General features: G+C 44.7%; 14 protein-coding genes and 1 tRNA gene. 8 read left to right on the top strand and 7 right to left on the bottom strand.

All coding sequences use genetic code 11. The features are described from left to right. Window positions 1-81 precede the first annotated feature (81 nt). Window positions 82-1581, top strand: a complete 1500-nt coding sequence (gene purF, locus MAS10914_RS0110730; RefSeq protein WP_017315935.1) for an amidophosphoribosyltransferase — start codon at window positions 82-84, stop codon at window positions 1579-1581. A 60-nt stretch (window positions 1582-1641) separates the two neighbouring features. On the opposite strand, the gene MAS10914_RS0110725 is transcribed toward purF, so the two are convergent. From MAS10914_RS0110725 to MAS10914_RS0110715, 3 genes are all read right to left on the bottom strand, one after another. Then, entirely contained in the window at window positions 1642-1923 is a 282-nt protein-coding gene (locus MAS10914_RS0110725) for a hypothetical protein (protein WP_017315934.1), read from the bottom strand. Between the two features lie 67 nt (window positions 1924-1990). Continuing rightward, window positions 1991-3037, bottom strand: coding sequence for an ABC transporter permease (locus MAS10914_RS0110720; protein ID WP_026082473.1), 1047 nt, complete (start codon window positions 3035-3037; stop codon window positions 1991-1993). 53 nt (window positions 3038-3090) lie between these two features. Then, window positions 3091-3609, bottom strand: coding sequence for an adenine phosphoribosyltransferase (locus MAS10914_RS0110715; RefSeq protein WP_026082472.1), 519 nt, complete (start codon window positions 3607-3609; stop codon window positions 3091-3093). Between the two features lie 392 nt (window positions 3610-4001). On the opposite strand from MAS10914_RS0110715, the gene MAS10914_RS0110710 reads away from it, so the two are divergent. Next, on the top strand, window positions 4002-4628 hold the full coding sequence (locus tag MAS10914_RS0110710) for a DUF3038 domain-containing protein (RefSeq protein WP_017315931.1): 627 nt from the start codon (window positions 4002-4004) through the stop codon (window positions 4626-4628). Then, window positions 4625-6163: a DUF4335 domain-containing protein gene (locus MAS10914_RS0110705; RefSeq protein ID WP_017315930.1), complete on the top strand. Its 1539-nt coding sequence runs from the start codon at window positions 4625-4627 to the stop codon at window positions 6161-6163. The genes MAS10914_RS0110710 and MAS10914_RS0110705 overlap by 4 nt, the downstream gene beginning before the upstream one ends. 66 nt (window positions 6164-6229) lie before the next feature. Here the strand turns inward: MAS10914_RS0110705 and MAS10914_RS0110700 are convergent, their stop codons facing one another. Further along, the gene (locus MAS10914_RS0110700; RefSeq protein WP_017315929.1) at window positions 6230-8497 is read right to left on the bottom strand and encodes a transglycosylase domain-containing protein; all 2268 of its coding nucleotides are present in this window, start codon (window positions 8495-8497) and stop codon (window positions 6230-6232) included. Between the two features lie 457 nt (window positions 8498-8954). Between MAS10914_RS0110700 and MAS10914_RS29955 the strand changes: the two genes are divergently transcribed. Further along, window positions 8955-9701: a hypothetical protein gene (locus tag MAS10914_RS29955; RefSeq protein ID WP_017315928.1), complete on the top strand. Its 747-nt coding sequence runs from the start codon at window positions 8955-8957 to the stop codon at window positions 9699-9701. A gap of 113 nt (window positions 9702-9814) precedes the next feature. On the opposite strand, the gene lspA is transcribed toward MAS10914_RS29955, so the two are convergent. Together lspA and MAS10914_RS0110685 are read right to left on the bottom strand one after the other, a co-directional pair. Continuing rightward, window positions 9815-10288 (bottom strand): signal peptidase II, encoded by a 474-nt coding sequence (lspA, locus tag MAS10914_RS0110690; protein ID WP_026082471.1) that lies wholly within the window; start codon window positions 10286-10288, stop codon window positions 9815-9817. A gap of 157 nt (window positions 10289-10445) precedes the next feature. Next, window positions 10446-11033, bottom strand: coding sequence for a biotin transporter BioY (locus MAS10914_RS0110685; protein ID WP_017315926.1), 588 nt, complete (start codon window positions 11031-11033; stop codon window positions 10446-10448). A 793-nt stretch (window positions 11034-11826) separates the two neighbouring features. Between MAS10914_RS0110685 and pstS the strand changes: the two genes are divergently transcribed. The 4 genes from pstS (at window position 11827) to pstB (ending at window position 15845) form a co-directional block, all read left to right on the top strand. Then, window positions 11827-13011, top strand: coding sequence for a phosphate ABC transporter substrate-binding protein PstS (gene pstS / locus MAS10914_RS0110675; protein ID WP_017315924.1), 1185 nt, complete (start codon window positions 11827-11829; stop codon window positions 13009-13011). 116 nt (window positions 13012-13127) lie between these two features. Next, window positions 13128-14078, top strand: a complete 951-nt coding sequence (gene pstC, locus MAS10914_RS0110670) for a phosphate ABC transporter permease subunit PstC (RefSeq protein ID WP_017315923.1) — start codon at window positions 13128-13130, stop codon at window positions 14076-14078. A gap of 19 nt (window positions 14079-14097) precedes the next feature. Then, on the top strand, window positions 14098-14988 hold the full coding sequence (gene pstA / locus MAS10914_RS0110665; protein ID WP_033365108.1) for a phosphate ABC transporter permease PstA: 891 nt from the start codon (window positions 14098-14100) through the stop codon (window positions 14986-14988). Window positions 14989-15038: 50 nt separating this feature from the next. Beyond that, window positions 15039-15845, top strand: a complete 807-nt coding sequence (pstB, locus tag MAS10914_RS0110660; RefSeq protein ID WP_017315921.1) for a phosphate ABC transporter ATP-binding protein PstB — start codon at window positions 15039-15041, stop codon at window positions 15843-15845. A gap of 91 nt (window positions 15846-15936) precedes the next feature. On the opposite strand, the gene MAS10914_RS0110655 is transcribed toward pstB, so the two are convergent. Further along, window positions 15937-16007, bottom strand: a tRNA-Gly gene (locus MAS10914_RS0110655). Window positions 16008-16048 lie beyond the last annotated feature (41 nt).

The following is a 16048-nucleotide window of genomic DNA, read 5'->3' as shown; positions in this document are numbered from 1 at the left end:
TAAGAGCTTTTTAAGAATTTCTGCAACTATCCTTTGACATATTTCTAGTGACTTGACACCCTCATCAGGAGCATAGCCAGCATGATTCCCAACCATCCCGACTCTTTGGATGACCATCCCCAATTGCCTCACAACTCAGTCAATAATCATGAAAATCGTCCAGATAAGCCTGAAGAAGCTTGCGGTGTTTTTGGCATCTACGCACCAGGAGAAGACGTTGCCAAACTGACATACTTTGGATTGTATGCCCTGCAACACCGGGGTCAAGAATCGGCTGGCATTGCCACATTTGAGGGTACACAAGTTAACTTACACAAAGACATGGGGTTGGTGTCGCAAGTCTTTAGTGAATCAATCTTGCAAACCTTGTCTGGAACTCTAGCCGTTGGTCACACTCGTTATTCAACTACAGGTTCTAGCCGCAAAGTGAATGCTCAACCTGCTGTTGTGGAAACCCGATTAGGCTCGGTAGCTTTAGCACATAATGGTAATTTAGTCAATACTGAGAAGCTGCGAGATGAGTTGCTCAAAAACAACTGCAACTTAATCACCACCACTGACTCAGAAATGATTGCTTTTGCCATTGCTCAAGAAATCAACGCTGGGGTAGATTGGCTAGATGGCTGCATTCGAGCGTTTCACCATTGCCAAGGAGCCTTTAGTCTGGTGATTGGTACTCCAAAGGGGATGATGGGTGTTCGCGACCCCAATGGCATTCGCCCCCTTGTCATTGGCATCTTGGGTGATAATCCAGTTCGCTATGTTCTCTCCTCCGAAACTTGTGGTTTAGACATCATTGGTGCTGAGTACCTGCGAGATGTGGAACCGGGCGAATTAGTTTGGATTAACGAAGAGGGTTTAGCTTCCTTTCAATGGAGTCAAAAGCCCCAACGCAAGCTGTGTATTTTTGAGATGATTTACTTTGCCCGTCCTGATAGCGTCATGCACAACGAAAGTCTGTATAGCTATCGAATGCGTTTAGGGCGGCGACTTGCCCACGAATCTCCTATTGATGCCGATTTAGTGATTGGTGTTCCTGATTCTGGTATTCCTGCTGCCATCGGCTATTCTCAAGCCTCTGGCATCCCCTACGCTGAAGGACTGATTAAGAATCGCTATGTAGGACGTACCTTTATCCAACCTACACAGAGTATGCGGGAGTCGGGTATCCGCATGAAACTCAACCCCCTCAAAGATGTGTTGTATGGCAAACGAGTGATCATTGTAGATGACTCCATTGTGCGAGGTACGACGAGCCGCAAGTTAGTCAAAGCCTTGCGAGAAGCAGGCGCATTAGAAGTGCATATGCGAATTTCCTCTCCACCAGTCACTCACCCCTGCTTCTATGGCATTGATACCGACAGCCAAGAGCAGCTGATTGCTGCTACTAAGCCAGTGGAAGAAATTGCCAAGCAACTGGAGGTGGACTCTCTAGCATATCTCAGTTGGGAAGGAATGCTAGAAACGACGAGAGAAGATCCGGAAAGCTTCTGTTCCGCTTGCTTCACTGGAGATTACCCCATACCTGTACCCGAACAAGTAAAGCGTTCCAAGTTGCTGTTAGAAAAAGCACCAATGTAGCAGAGAGAATGACGAATTGGGAAGAGATAATTTCTTTACACCCAATTCCCTATTCCCATACTACAAATGCAATAAAAATTCAATTTTTGGTATTAACGGGTCAGAAACAATACCCACGCCACTAAAACCCCAGCGTTTGAGCAAATCTCCTATTTGAGAACCTGGAACAGATTCTATAGAAAAGCGATTTGCCACAAAAGCAGCATGAGTGTTGAGGTAGCTGAGGGCATCAAAGTTTTCGCCAAACAACAACAGATAACCATTAGCTTCGGAATTGGGACGAGCCGCGAGATAACGACCGTCAGCTTTTGACCGCACTAGGTAGTAAACTTGGGAAAACATAGAATGGGAGAGTGGTTAGTAGTTAGTAGTTAGTGGTACGATTTGACAACTAACTACTAACTATTAACTAATTCAGATTTTCTAAGCGAATGCGAGGATCAGTAGCCTTAAGCAATAAGTCTGCTATCAAATTACCAACACTGAGCAGCAGGGCGCTCATAACCAAACTTGCCATCACTAAATACAAATCTTGAGCCTGCACCGCCTGTAAAGTCAATCTCCCCAAACCGGGCCAGTTGAAGAAATATTCAGCAATGAACGCACCACTCAATAAACTAGCTAGCTCAAAACCTAATAAAGTAATCAAAGGGTTGATTGCATTGCGGAGCGCATGAACATAGATAACACGGTTTTCTGGCAGTCCTTTGGCACGAGCTGTTTGGATGTAATCTTGGCGCAACACATCCAATAATTCACCCCGAGTGATGCGCTGTAAGCCAGCAAAGCTCGTGATACTCAAAGCAAGGGTGGGTAAAATCATGTGCCACCCAATATCAAGGATTCTACCAAACCAGTTGAGTTCGGTATGATTAATACTAGTCATGTCACCCACCGGGAAGATAGGGGAGACGTTTTGGGCAAAAATCAGCAGCAGTAAGGCAGTGATGAAACTGGGAAACCCTTGCCCTGCGTAACTTATCACCTGCAAAACGCGGTCAATCCACTGATTTTGCTTTACAGCAGCGACTATGCCCAAGGGGATGGCGATCGCCCACGTTAAAATCAGAGAAGATACTGCCAACAGCAAAGTCGCAGGTATCCGTTCCCATAACAGCGAAGCCACCGAGCGCTGGTAGACAAAGCTTGTCCCAAAATCCCCCTGTGTCACGATTCTCCACAGCCAAAGTCCTAACTGCTCTGGCCAAGACTTATCCAGACCAAACTGTCGTCTAAGTTCCTCAATTCTTTCTGGGGAAATCTTGGGGTTTTGCCGTAGCGTATCTACATAATCCCCTGGAGCGAGTTGAATAATGAAAAACGACAACGCTGACGCCAACAACAAAGTCAACAGCGCCTGCAACAGCCGCTTCATGACATAAATAAAAGTCTCGCTCGTAACTAACTTCAAAAGCCAATTACGACCTGTTTCCAAGGAAATTCGTGTGGTAGTCATTTGTCCTTTGTCCTTTGTCATGAGTCATTAGCCAAATGACTCATGACTCATGACTAGTATTCTACGATGGTAACTATTGGCACATCTGGCAGATGCCTCCGCCCTTGTAAATCCTGTAGCTCGATGATAAACCCAAAACCCTCAAGTTTACAGCCAATTTTTTGGACTAGTCTTGCCGTTGCACTTGCGGTTCCACCCGTTGCTATCAAGTCGTCTACAATGAAAACTCGGCTACCTGGATGCAAAGCGTCCTGGTGGATTTCCAAACAGTCAGTACCGTACTCCAGTGCATACTCAATCGAGTGAACTGCTGCTGGTAACTTACCTCTTTTGCGGACAGGAATAAAACCAGCTCCCAATTGACAAGCAAGCGGTGCGCCAACAATAAAGCCCCGTGACTCTATTCCCACCACGTATTCTGCCCGTAGTCCAGCATCTTCTACCTTTTGTGCGAACAAGTCAATTGTGTAGCGCAGTCCTTCAGAATCGCGCAGCAGCGTGGTGATATCGCGGAATAAAATTCCTGGTTTAGGAAAATCTGGAATGTCACGAATCAGAGACTTTAAATCCATAAAATAGAGAAAAAATTGTAGTTCCAGCGGTATAAGCATGACCCCCTATTCACCTAGTTGTAAACTCTCGGTTGAAGAAGGGGCACATCTCGGAAAAATCGTACACTATAATGTCATACGCTTGGTACTAGCCCGTAATAAACGCTATCCATTGACAATGAGAGCGAATCGACACCAAGCTAGGTGTGCCATGCTACTAACAACTGAGGAGAGAAAAATTATGCTTAGAAAACTTTGATTGAAGGTCATGCGGAAACCTTTATGTCAAAGGAGTAAGTCATGAATATATCAGCCAAACTTGCTAATAATGTCATCAGTCTAATTTTCCTGACTGGTCGTGTATTTTAAATTAGTCTTACTTAGTTCCTCGCTGTCGTATTAAGGTATTTATAATGAATGTCTCTGCTAGTGTCACGCCATTTAACAGTCCAACCCCGCAGTCTTTGCCGATGATTCTGGACTCTTTACCCGAACCGGTGATTGAGGGACAGGGATGTCCCCGTAGAACTCGGATGCAAATAGACCTTATTTTACTGGCAATTGAAGCATTAGAGCTTGGTGGCTCTGAAGCCATTTTGGCATTCGCTGAAGAGTTAGAGCTTAAAGGAATTATTAAAGACCGAGTGAATTTGTGGCGAATGCGTAGCACTAACCCGCTCAGACGAGCTCACATCCGCCGCCCCCTGTCTATCATGGAAGCAAAAGCCTTAGTGGTCATTGCTTGCTACATTGCGCGACGCTTAACAGTTGTCATTCGCCAGTTGTTAATGATATATCAACAAATGGTAGAAAAACAAATTCCATTGGAACAGAACTTGCGTCTATCAAACTACCTAGAGCGGTTTAGATCCCACTTTAAGAGTCGGATGAATCCCCGACGTTCTGGTGTACTGGCATTAAACTCTGATGATAAATTAGATGAGCTAGCTATAAGTTTGTTGGGACAATTACTATTTTGTACTGGCACAGCTGGAATGCAGCGGTTCTGGATTAGTCTTTTTGACGGTGAGGTGGAATGAATATTCAACGTAAGTATAGTCTACCTAATTGCACGCTACTGTTAGAGGGTTTAAGTGATGCCTCAAGGGCAGCACATTTTCAGGAACTACGCCCAGAATTATCTATATTGGTAAATGCAGAATGCTTTTTATCAGGCTCTGGTAAACCCCTGGTAGGAGGGCGAGAATTTTTTGAAAGTTTGGTAAAGGCTGTGAATGCATATGCTCAAGAGTTTTTGAGCAATGTGCCACACCCTCAAGCACATAACTTTGACTCAGAGTTAGTGCAGTTTCAGAAAATCGACAGCGACCAACACAGATTAATTGTGTATTCAGATACACCACAGGGAGTAGTATCTAACTCCAAGGGAAATGGCAAGCAACAAATAGAAATTGATTTGAACACGGTACAGTTGTTCGATTTAGTCGAAGCAATAGACCAATTTTTTGCTGATAGCCAAACCTTACCAGAGTTAAGACTACAATTACAACCAGTCACAAGTCGTTATGGCGGTGTCAGTCAAGCGTTAGTCAGACAGGCAGTGCCAGCGAGTGTGGGAATTACGAGTTTGGCAGCAGCCGCCGTGGCTTTTAGCATGATTCCAGTCCCACAAGTGCGTCCGCCTCAGCCTCAGACACAGGACGATACAAAAAATACAACCACCACTAATGTCAACAGTCCTGCAACGGCTGCTGTTACCCCCACTCCTACTCCTAATGAAGACATAGGCGCAACTCCTACATTTACACCCACACCAACTCCCCCGGCTACGGCAAATTCCATATCGATACCCACGCCAAATCCCTCAGTTGTGGGTACCGCAACTGCTGCAACTCCCACACCCGGGGCATCGTCTACTGTTACCGATTTAGAAGCACTTGTAAAAACAGTTCCTGAAATTACTGATGCATCGCAATTACGTGCATTGAACCGCCAACTGTATAACCAAGTCAATCCAAACTGGATTAAGCGCTCAGGATTGAATCAGGATTTGGTCTTTCGCGTGGGTGTAGCTGCAGATGGTGCGATTGTTGGATATAAAGCGGTCAATAAGGGGACGAATGATGCAGTGGAGCAAACTCCCCTACCAAGCCTACTTTACAATCCTGCCACTCGCGGTTCCATGACCAATGAAGCAATCGCCCAATTTAAAGTGGTCTTCACTAGCAGAGGTGTGCTAGAAGTTAGCCCTTGGCGCGGATACACTAGAACGCCAGATGTTGTGGGGTCAAGAATCACAGACCTCAACGCACTTCAGGATTTAAATCAGAAGCTACATGACACCATCCGCCAAAATTGGAGGACTGCTGCCTCCTTTACACGAGATTTAAGATACCGGGTAGCAGTTAACAAAGATGGTGCCATTGCCGACTACGAACCGCTCAATCAAGCCGCCGTTGACTATTATCAGGGGACACCACTTGCCGAGATGTTTAAGAAGTCTTACGGTTCATACTATGCCCCTCCCAATAACAAAGAACCTCTTGCACATTTCCGGGTGGTACTTAAGCCGAATGGCACACTAGAGGTGATTCCTTGGCAGGGATATCGCTAGGGTGAAAGAATCAAGAGTGAAGAAGAATGAATAACACACAAACTATTTCTTTTCTTCACTCTTGTCTTAGCGTGTAATTTTACCCATGTAATTTCCCCATAATTGAGAAGCTTGAGCGCTACTCCCAGATGTGGGGGAATTGTTGTCATTTCCTAGCCAAATTCCAGTCACCTGTTGCCGACTGGGAATAAAGCCAATAAACCACAAGTCAACGTTTTTATCTGTTGTACCAGTTTTACCTGCTTCCCCCAGTCCTATGGCAGCACTGTGACCAGTACCGTTTGTGATCACGCCGCGCAAAAGACGAGTCATGGTATCTGCTACGTTAGTTTGCAGCACTCGTCTGTTGGCATCCTGATCTTGATCATAGGAGTAAATCTCGCGACAAGTTTTGAAGTCGTTGCGATCGCGACAATCACTGCTGTCTAGAATCCGGCTAATTGCATGGGGGCGATTCCACACCCCGCCATTGCCAATAGCGCCAAATGCACCAGTCATTTCCATGACATTAACCACACTTTGACCCAGCACCAAGCCAGGAACTGGATCTAGCTGTGACTTCACCCCTAAGCGTCGCGCCATCGCCACGACTTTATCCAGCCCAACTTCTTGAGCAAGCCTCAAGGCAATGGGGTTTTCAGATTGGGCAAGCCCCGTAGCAATATCTAAACTACCTGCGCCAGTACGACAGGGTTTGTAAGTAAAACCTCTCCAACGAAAAGGGGCGCACGAATATGACCTTCCCGGTGAAATCCCTTGTTCAATGGCAGCTGTGTAAGCAAAGATTTTGAAGGTAGAACCTGGTTGTCTTTTTGCCTGAATAGCACGATTAAACTGACTTGTTCTATAATCTGTGCCTCCTACCATTGCAAGGATCGCTCCATTGCTCGAATCAAGAGTAACCATCGCTCCTTGCGAAAAACCAAACGACGATCCAGCATTGCGGACATGATTACGCAATGCTGTTTCTGCTTGTGACTGAATTGCTGGATCTAGCTGAGTTTCAATGATAAAGTTGCCTTCTGTTGCCAGTTCTTTTCCTAGAATGGTTTCCAGTTCTTGAAAAACATAACTGTAAAAATAAGGAGCAATTGTTTTTGCCTGCTGTTCGCAGACTTTTGAGCTGATTTCGATGGGCGATCGCCTAGCTCGGTTATACTCATCCTGTTTAATTTTGCCCATTTCCAGCATCCGCTTCAGGACTCGATTGCGATATTCAATGGTTGTGAGCTTATTCTGGCTATCTCCACAAAAATCGAAGCCGTTCGGAGCAGGTAAAATCGCCACTAATGTTGCTGCTTCCGACAAAGTCAATTCTTTGGCTGACTTGTCAAAGTAGTATCGTCCAGCATCCTCAAAGCCGGAGGTATCTCCTCCCAAGAAAACCCGATTTAAATAAGTCAGCAAAACTTCATCTTTGCTGTAAAATGTTTCTAATTTCAGGGCAACCATCGCTTCTCGGAATTTACGACCTAGGGAGTCCTGTCTGCCCACATAATCACGGAACAAACTGCGCGCCACTTGCTGGGTGACAGTACTAGCTCCTTGTTGAACATCACCGCTCTGGGTATTGATAAACACGGCTCGCAAAATTCCCAGCGGATCAACCCCAAAATGCCAGTAATAACGGCTGTCCTCTGACGCAATGATTGCCGTAGGCAAGTAAGGACCAAAGTCCTGCAATCGCTTCATATCTATATGAGCAGTCGTCCGAGGCTCGCGTAACTTGGTGACTCCATCACGAGCGTAAACAACCACTGGGGAGCGCGTTGCTCCAGGTAGGGGTTTGACATCAAATTTCAACCATTCCACGCCAATAACTAGCCCCATAAGGGCGGTGACTCCACCCACACCGTAAGCCGCCCAAGTTGCTGCTCTCATATACCAAGGAGGTGGATCGACGTATTGCAGTCTGACTGAGGCGGCAAGTTCTGGAGGTCCGAGGGTCAGGACATCGCCGTGACGCAATTCTAAAGAATTGACCCGACGCCTACCTCGATAAATGCCATTTGTGGAATTTTCATCTTTAATGACGAAAACAGGTTGTCTTTGATTAGAATCGCGTGAAAGAGATAGGTGAATTTGACTGACAACTGGATTGCGGACAACAATATCGCTGGATTTTGAACTGCGACCTAGAATGTAGCGATCGCCCAACAGCGGATACACCTCCGCCTTATCCGCCCCCGCGTCTTGCACCCAAAGTTCTGGTACTTTGGCATTTGGTTTGAGCGCCAGTTTAGAAAAATCGACTCTAGCTTGAATTGTTTGTACTGCTTGAGTTATCTGACCAAGCAAAGTTTGTGACTTTTGAGGTGGTTGGGGGGAACTCATCGGCTATTCACACCACATTTATTGGTAAACAATTGGGCGCACTACAATCTCGATACTTGTATTCCACCATTTTACTCATAAGGTTATAAAGACGTTGCCTGCACGGTATGGTTCCCGATTCCATTTGACACTCTCAACAAAAAATGTGTACAATAGATCGTTAATTTTGCAATATCATTAAAATATTGTCAGAAATTATTGCCAGAAATTTCTCTTCTTGCCTTGTAGTGCTTGTGTTGTCTCCCTTGCGTCTTTTTACCAAATGTATAGTTGCCAGTTTTGATGTAGTATTTCTAATAACTACGCATTCCATCAATAAAATAAATAAATTTTCCTATTATAACAGATAAGCATATTTCAAATCAAAAAGACATATCTTCATTTAGGATGATTTTGTAAAGGCTAATATCTGATTTAATAACCGGAGTACTCCGCTAAGGTGTTGAGGTTAAGTAATATGAACGGGAAGTATTTGACCCTTATTGGTACAGCCCTAACTCTGGCTTTAACCAGCAACGTTGCTGTTGCCCAGTCAGCTAAATTATTGATTTCTCAATCAAGCGAACAACCCTCTAGCTCATCCGGGGAAATCAAACTTTCACCAGAGGGAATGAAAATTTTGTGTCAAAATTACCCTCTCAACTCCCGGTGTCAAGGTGGCTCAACATCTACACAAAGCCCATCTGGCAGTACTGAAACACAAACAAATCCCTCTGATAGCACCGTTCCTGGCAGCACAGCTATACCAGGCAAAGCACCAAATGACCCCGGCACCACAGGCATCCCTAGTGGCACGACTGAAGTGACCCCAGCCCCAGAAGGGAACCCTAGCACCCCCAGTGGCGAAACTCCAACAACTTCGCCTGATGGTACAACAGGCACTCCTGACAGCACCGTCCCTAGCGGCTCAGGTGTACCTGGTACAGCGCCAGCTGACCCTGGCACCACAGGCACTCCTAGCGGCACGACTGAAATTACCCCGCCTCCTACTGGCAATCCTGCTACACCAGGTAGCACAACCGATCCAAGCGGTACTTCTCCCACGCCAGGTAGCACAACCGATCCAAGCGGTACTTCTCCCACGCCAGGTAGCACAACCGATCCAAGCAGTACTTCTCCTACGCCAGGCAGCACAAGTGATCCAAGCGGTACTTCTCCCATGCCAGGCAGCACAACCGATCCAAGCACAGGTGGAGCGAAGTAGTTACAACGGTAATTGGTATAATATAATGCCAATATACCTTAGAGTATAGTCAGTACAAAAGGAAAAGGTAAAAGTAGAAACGAAAGATTTTTACTTTTACCTTTTCCTTTTCATCACGATCTACGATTTGAAGTGGGTGTCTTTTGAAAAGTAGCAATCAGCAAGCAAACAATACCGATATTAATGAAGACATCTGCTAAATTAAACACTGGAAAGTTAATCAGTCGAAAATCAAGAAAATCAACAACGTAGCCTAGAATAAATCGGTCGATGCCATTACCAATGGCTCCGCCTAAAATAAAACCATAGCCTAGTTGATCCCAAAAATCTAACATTGGACCAAACCATGCCAGTGCTATCAATGCTAAACTCACTCCCAAAGATAGCCAGCGCAACCATTCTACTTTTCCTGTTAACAAACTAAAAGCTGCACCAGTGTTGGTGACATAGGTCAGGTGAAATACCCCTGGTAACATTGCTTGTGTCTGTCCTAAGTTAAAGGTTTGTACTACCCAGTATTTTGTCAGTTGGTCTAAGAAAAAAGCTAAGAAGGCAGCAATCCAGAAGAGGAGATTTTTTAAATGCATGGCGATGTCATTTGTGAGCCAGCGCAGCCAAGTTTGTTTCCAACTGTCACGGCGACTAGCGTAAGCGCAAAGCGTGCCGCAGGCATAAGCTGTCAGGCGTGCCTGCGGCATCAGCCGAAGGGTCATTTGCAAAGGAATCAGGACTAATGACTAATGATTAGTAAAACATCAGGTGACGCAGCACATAGGCTATGACGACGACAGCGCAGACCACAGCTAGTTGTCCAGGGAGCGCCAACCAGGAGTATCTGAACATTGCTTGCATCAGAGACAGAGTTTCTGTTCCTTTCCATTGAAAAACATAACTGATAATCAAATAAGTAATACCGCACAAGTGGACAGTTAACAAGCCACAAAAACAACTGAAGGTGAGTGTTTCTAGTCTAGGTCTAGCTTTAAAGGCAAAAAATCCACAAATCCAAGCTCCAGGGATAAATCCGAGTAAATAACCAAACTGCGACAGCTTAACATAACCAATGCCGCCACCGTCGGCAAACACAGGTAACAAAGTTAAGCCCATAACTAAATAAGCGATTTGCGAGAGCGCACCAGCATTCTTGCCTCCTAAACAACCAACTAGCAGCACCCCGCCAATTTGATAGGTGACACCCAGAGAAGAAGTATGAATTCCCTGCTGACTCCAATTCCAAGGTAAGGTGGTGACATGAGCTTCTAGAAACGTACCACCCATCGTCAGCAGTAAGCCAATCATAGACCAAAGTAATTGATTGGATGCAGCTAGCATTTACAAGGCACTCACACAAAGGACTCTCGTACAAAAGTGAAAATAATAAATATTATTTTAATATTTAATCTCTGGTTGGCAAATATACATAGATCAGGCTAACTTGACCCTCAAATTATGTAAAATGCTGTTAAGCAGTAAAGCAACGCTATTAAGCAGTCTATTATGGAGTTAAAACGCACAGGTAAGCCCTTACCTAAACCACCTAGAGTTAACTAGTAGCAAAAAGTTCTTTTGCTCAAATAAAGCCCACTTTCAATTTTAAAATAAAAAAAAATTAAAATTTGCCAAGCTCTGCTTGACCCAGACTTTTGCTACTTTCCTAGAGTAGGAATATATTCTTTTAACCAACTGCTTGGATAACGACAGGAGGTAAGCAAAGGCTTTTGCTCAGAAATTGATATTTCTTGCTCCATGCTTTCTTCTGTCATAATCTACTTAAATTTCAGTTGGATTACCATTTTATAAATTTAAACTCGGTTTCAAATGCTAATTTGAACACATTTAGCTATCTAATTGTAATTTTTTATCCTTCATTCTGATAAGTCTTCTACCTTAGCATCGTTGTGTAACCTGTTTTTGTCTAGGGGACATTAAAACTAATGTACTAATGTATTATTTGTTTTCCGAATTAACTGATTGCAGCAAGAAAGTTTTCCCCAGTCAAAAAGATGAAATTTTGTAATATTAGGGGTGAGAAAAAGTAGTTATTCCCATATATGTTAACCTTATCTTTACTCAACAGCTGTATAGTATAAACGCTTAACTGGAAAATCCCTAAAACTACACAACCATGCTTTTCGGTAACCCTGTGACTAATCATTCTCGCATAACGAGAACAATTTCAGTAGTAGCACTGGCTATGAGCTTGGCTGCTTGCGGTGAGCAACAAGCGCAAAACGGTACAACTACTGGAGAAGCCTCTCCTGGTGCTGCTACTGATACAACAGCCTCTAGTCCAGCCAAACTCGACTTAGGTGGACAAGTAAGATTAACTGGCGCTGGTGCTTCTTTCCCAGCACCTCTCTACCAAACTTGGTTCAGCAATTTAAACAAGAAATATCCTAATCTACAAGTTAACTATCAGTCAGTTGGTAGCGGTGCCGGAGTGGAGCAATTTACCAAAGGCACTGTGGACTTTGGTGCTAGCGATGTTGCCATGACCGATGAAGAAATCAAGAAGGTGGAAAGGGGTGTCCTTTTACTGCCTATGACTGCTGGTAGCGTTGTGCTAGCTTACAACCTGCCTGGGGTACAAGAACTAAAACTTCCACGGGACGTGTATACCGGCATCTTCCAAGGCACTATTAAATCTTGGAACGACCCGAAAATCACTGCGGCGAACCCTGGTGTTAACCTTCCAAACACGCCAATCACAATTGTACATCGTTCTGATGGCAGTGGTACCACGGGTGTGTTCACGCAACACCTTAGTGCTGTGAGTCCAGAATGGAAATCCAAAGTAGGCAGTGGCAAAACTGTAAACTGGCCTACAGGAGTTGGTGCAAAGGGCAATGAAGGTGTGACTGCCCAAATACAGCAAACTCAAGGCTCGATGGGATACGTTGAGTACGGCTACGCTCAACAAAATAAACTTTCTTATGCTGCTTTGCAAAATAAAGCAGGTCAATTTGTGACACCAAATGAACAATCAGCATCTAAAACATTGGATGCCGTAGAATTGCCAGGAAATCTCCGTGCCTTTATTACAGATCCAGAAGGAAACGATTCTTACCCCATTGTCACCTACAGTTGGATTTTGGCTTATCAGAAATATCCTGACGCGGCAAAAGCCAAAGCAGTAGAAGCCATGATTGAATATGGTTTGACAGAGGGTCAAAAAGCTGCTCCACAACTAGGCTACGTTCCTTTACCTGAAAACGTTGTGAAAAAAGTTGCAGCAGCAGCTGATGCTATCAGTCCAGATTACAAAATTGCCGTAGGCGGTGATAGCGGTGGTGCTAGCGCCAGCAAGTAGCACGAGAGTGAAAGTCAAGTGAAAGTCAAAAGTCAAAACTTATGACTAATGATTAAAGACTACTGACTCATGTGGTTCGCTCCCACATTTTTTCCAGCTGATGGGTGAAGTCATTCATGAATACACAAGCCGAGAATCGTCAACCAACAGTTAAACCTCGCTCTACAGTAGAAAAGTCAGTAGACCGAGGCTTTATTTGGCTGACTCGGATTTTTGCACTGGCTGTTGCAGCCATTTTATTGTGGATTGCGATACTGGTTGGCATTCAGGCAATGCCTGCCATCCAAGAGTTTGGTACTAGCTTTTTAGCAAAAAGCGCTTGGAATCCAGTCAATAATCAGTACGGAGTGCTACCGCAAGTATATGGTACTTTGGTGAGTGCTTTTATTGGTTTGCTGATAGCAGTACCAATTGGCGTTGGCACTGCTATTTTACTAAGTGAAAATTTTCTACCCTCACCTGTACGAACGGTACTGGTTTTCTTGGTAGAACTATTAGCAGCTATTCCCAGTGTTGTTTATGGCATTTGGGGAATTTTCGTATTGATTCCCCTGACAACAGGCGTTGGAAGATGGCTCAACGCTAGTTTAGGTTGGTTACCAATTTTTAGTACTCCTCCTACAGGACCAGGAATGTTCCCAGCAGGCGTTATCTTGGCGATTATGACTTTGCCAATTATTACAGCTATCTCCCGTGACGCACTGATTTCTCTACCACCGAGTTTACGCCAAGCTGCTATGGGACTGGGAGCAACCCGGTGGGAAACGATTTTCCAAGTCCTCATTCCAGCTGCCTTCTCAGGTATTGTAAGTGCTGTGATGTTGGCGCTAGGTCGGGCGATGGGAGAAACAATGGCTGTCACGATGATCATTGGGAACGCCAACGTCATTAATCCCTCGATATTTGCACCAGCTAATACGATTTCTTCCTTGTTGGCAAACCAATTCGCAGAAGCAAGTGATCTGCAAGTTAGCGCTCTCATGTATGCCGCGTTAGTTCTATTTGTTTTAACCCTGATAGTCAACATTTTGGCAGAGTTAATCGTTCTGCGAGTGAAGCGACTGTAGTATTTGGGTGTATTAAATCATGACTTCTACTTCTAGTGACCATCCCTCTACGGGATTTTCTGGCAGCCTATCTCGCTCCCCCACATCTCCCCGGACGCTGTTTAGCACGGTGATGACAGTTCTAGCTTTTATCTGCGGAATATTGGCTCTTTTACCTTTGATAGCGGTCCTGTCTTACGTCATTATCCAAGGTATAAGTAGTCTGAGACCGGGTATATTTACAGAATTGCCACCACCACCTTTTGTACAAGGAGGTGGTTTTGGTAATGCCATCTTGGGAACGGTAGTTATGGTAGGGATTGGAGCTTTAATTAGCATTCCCTTTGGAGTTTTGGCAGCAATTTATTTGACCGAATTTAGTTCTGGTAATATATCCCGTGGGATTCGCTTTGCCACCAACGTTCTGAGCGGAGTACCTTCAATCATTGCTGGAGTTTTTGCTTACGGTATTGTGGTAGATGCAACAGATCAATTCTCGGCTGTAGCTGGGGGATTTGCTCTGTCTATTTTGATGCTACCGATTATTGTCCGAACAACTGACGAAGCCTTGCAGTTAGTATCGCAAGATTTGCGACAAGCAGCTGTGGGATTAGGTGCGACTAACTTTCAAACTGTTGCATGGGTAGTTGTGCCAGCAGCTGTTCCGGCAATTGTCACTGGGGCAACTTTAGCCATCGCCCGCGCAGCTGGAGAAACTGCACCTTTGCTATTTACTGCTTTATTCTCTCAATACTGGCCTAATGCTTTATTCCAGCCCACTGCCTCTCTTGCGGTTTTAGTTTTCAACTTCGCAATTTCTCCGTTTAAAAACCAGCAGTCACTAGCTTGGGCGGCGTCTTTGATTTTGGTGTTGTTGGTTCTACTCACCAGTGTTATTGCTCGCTGGGCGACGAGTCGCAAAATTCAATAGGTAAAGCAAATTGCAAGTTTAACTCTAGTTAAAAGAAAATCTGTAAATTTATGGCAACTGACATTAGAAACGGAAATCAAACTGATACCGTTTTCCGTACAGAGGGACTCAACGTCTACTACGGCAATTTCTTGGCATTACGAGATATTTGGCTTGAGATTCCTAAAAATCGAATAACAGCCTTAATCGGACCTTCTGGGTGTGGCAAGAGTACCTTGCTACGCTGTTACAACCGCCTCAACGACCTCATTGATGGGTTTCGGGCTGAAGGTAACGTTTATTACCAAGGTGAGAATTTGTATGCATCTCACGTCGATCCTGTGGTAGTGCGTCGTCAAATTGGGATGGTGTTTCAAAGACCAAACCCGTTCCCAAAATCAATTTATGACAATATCACCTTTGGACCCAAACTGAACGGCTACAAAGGTAATATGGATGAATTGGTAGAGCGATCGCTCAAACAAGCAGCTTTATGGGATGAAGTGAAAGACAAGCTACGGCAAAGTGGTTTGTCTTTATCTGGGGGACAACAACAGCGCTTGTGTATTGCCCGTGCGATCGCAGTTCAGCCTGAAGTTATTTTAATGGATGAACCTTGTTCTGCTCTTGACCCCATCTCCACGCTACGGGTTGAAGACTTGCTGCACCAACTCAAGGAGCATTACACCATCATTATCGTTACCCACAATATGCAACAAGCTTCGCGGGTTTCAGATATGACAGCCTTTTTTAACGTCCAAACTTCCGAAAAAGGAGGTCGTACCGGCTACCTTGTAGAGTATGACCGCACAGAGGGAATTTTCCAGAATCCCAAACAAGAAGCCACCAGAGAGTACGTCAGCGGTAAGTTTGGTTGAAGATTGCACATTCGTTTTGCTGCAATTCTTATGCCTAAGAATATGCTTCCAGTTTCTAGGGTCAACCTGGAAACTATTTTATTGTCACTTAAGCGGGCGGCGGGAATCGAACCCGCATTAATAGCTTGGAAGGCTATAGTTTTACCACTAAACTACGCCCGCAAATTTCCAACCATTATAGCATAACACTATTCTAGTCAGAT

Source organism: Mastigocladopsis repens PCC 10914 (assembly GCF_000315565.1).
GTDB classification, from domain to species: domain Bacteria; phylum Cyanobacteriota; class Cyanobacteriia; order Cyanobacteriales; family Nostocaceae; genus Mastigocladopsis; species Mastigocladopsis repens.
This window is presented reverse-complemented; position numbering and strand designations above follow the sequence as displayed.

What these genes read in the sequence shown, in the direction of transcription:
- purF (WP_017315935.1), top strand. Translation starts at nt 82, where the DNA reads ATGATTCCCAACCATCCCGACTCTTTGGATGACCATCCCCAATTGCCT.
- MAS10914_RS0110725 (WP_017315934.1), bottom strand. Translation starts at nt 1,923, where the DNA reads ATGTTTTCCCAAGTTTACTACCTAGTGCGGTCAAAAGCTGACGGTCGT.
- MAS10914_RS0110720 (WP_026082473.1), bottom strand. Translation starts at nt 3,037, where the DNA reads ATGACTACCACACGAATTTCCTTGGAAACAGGTCGTAATTGGCTTTTG.
- MAS10914_RS0110715 (WP_026082472.1), bottom strand. Translation starts at nt 3,609, where the DNA reads ATGGATTTAAAGTCTCTGATTCGTGACATTCCAGATTTTCCTAAACCA.
- MAS10914_RS0110710 (WP_017315931.1), top strand. Translation starts at nt 4,002, where the DNA reads ATGAATGTCTCTGCTAGTGTCACGCCATTTAACAGTCCAACCCCGCAG.
- MAS10914_RS0110705 (WP_017315930.1), top strand. Translation starts at nt 4,625, where the DNA reads ATGAATATTCAACGTAAGTATAGTCTACCTAATTGCACGCTACTGTTA.
- MAS10914_RS0110700 (WP_017315929.1), bottom strand. Translation starts at nt 8,497, where the DNA reads ATGAGTTCCCCCCAACCACCTCAAAAGTCACAAACTTTGCTTGGTCAG.
- MAS10914_RS29955 (WP_017315928.1), top strand. Translation starts at nt 8,955, where the DNA reads ATGAACGGGAAGTATTTGACCCTTATTGGTACAGCCCTAACTCTGGCT.
- lspA (WP_026082471.1), bottom strand. Translation starts at nt 10,288, where the DNA reads ATGCATTTAAAAAATCTCCTCTTCTGGATTGCTGCCTTCTTAGCTTTT.
- MAS10914_RS0110685 (WP_017315926.1), bottom strand. Translation starts at nt 11,033, where the DNA reads ATGCTAGCTGCATCCAATCAATTACTTTGGTCTATGATTGGCTTACTG.
- pstS (WP_017315924.1), top strand. Translation starts at nt 11,827, where the DNA reads ATGCTTTTCGGTAACCCTGTGACTAATCATTCTCGCATAACGAGAACA.
- pstC (WP_017315923.1), top strand. Translation starts at nt 13,128, where the DNA reads ATGAATACACAAGCCGAGAATCGTCAACCAACAGTTAAACCTCGCTCT.
- pstA (WP_033365108.1), top strand. Translation starts at nt 14,098, where the DNA reads ATGACTTCTACTTCTAGTGACCATCCCTCTACGGGATTTTCTGGCAGC.
- pstB (WP_017315921.1), top strand. Translation starts at nt 15,039, where the DNA reads ATGGCAACTGACATTAGAAACGGAAATCAAACTGATACCGTTTTCCGT.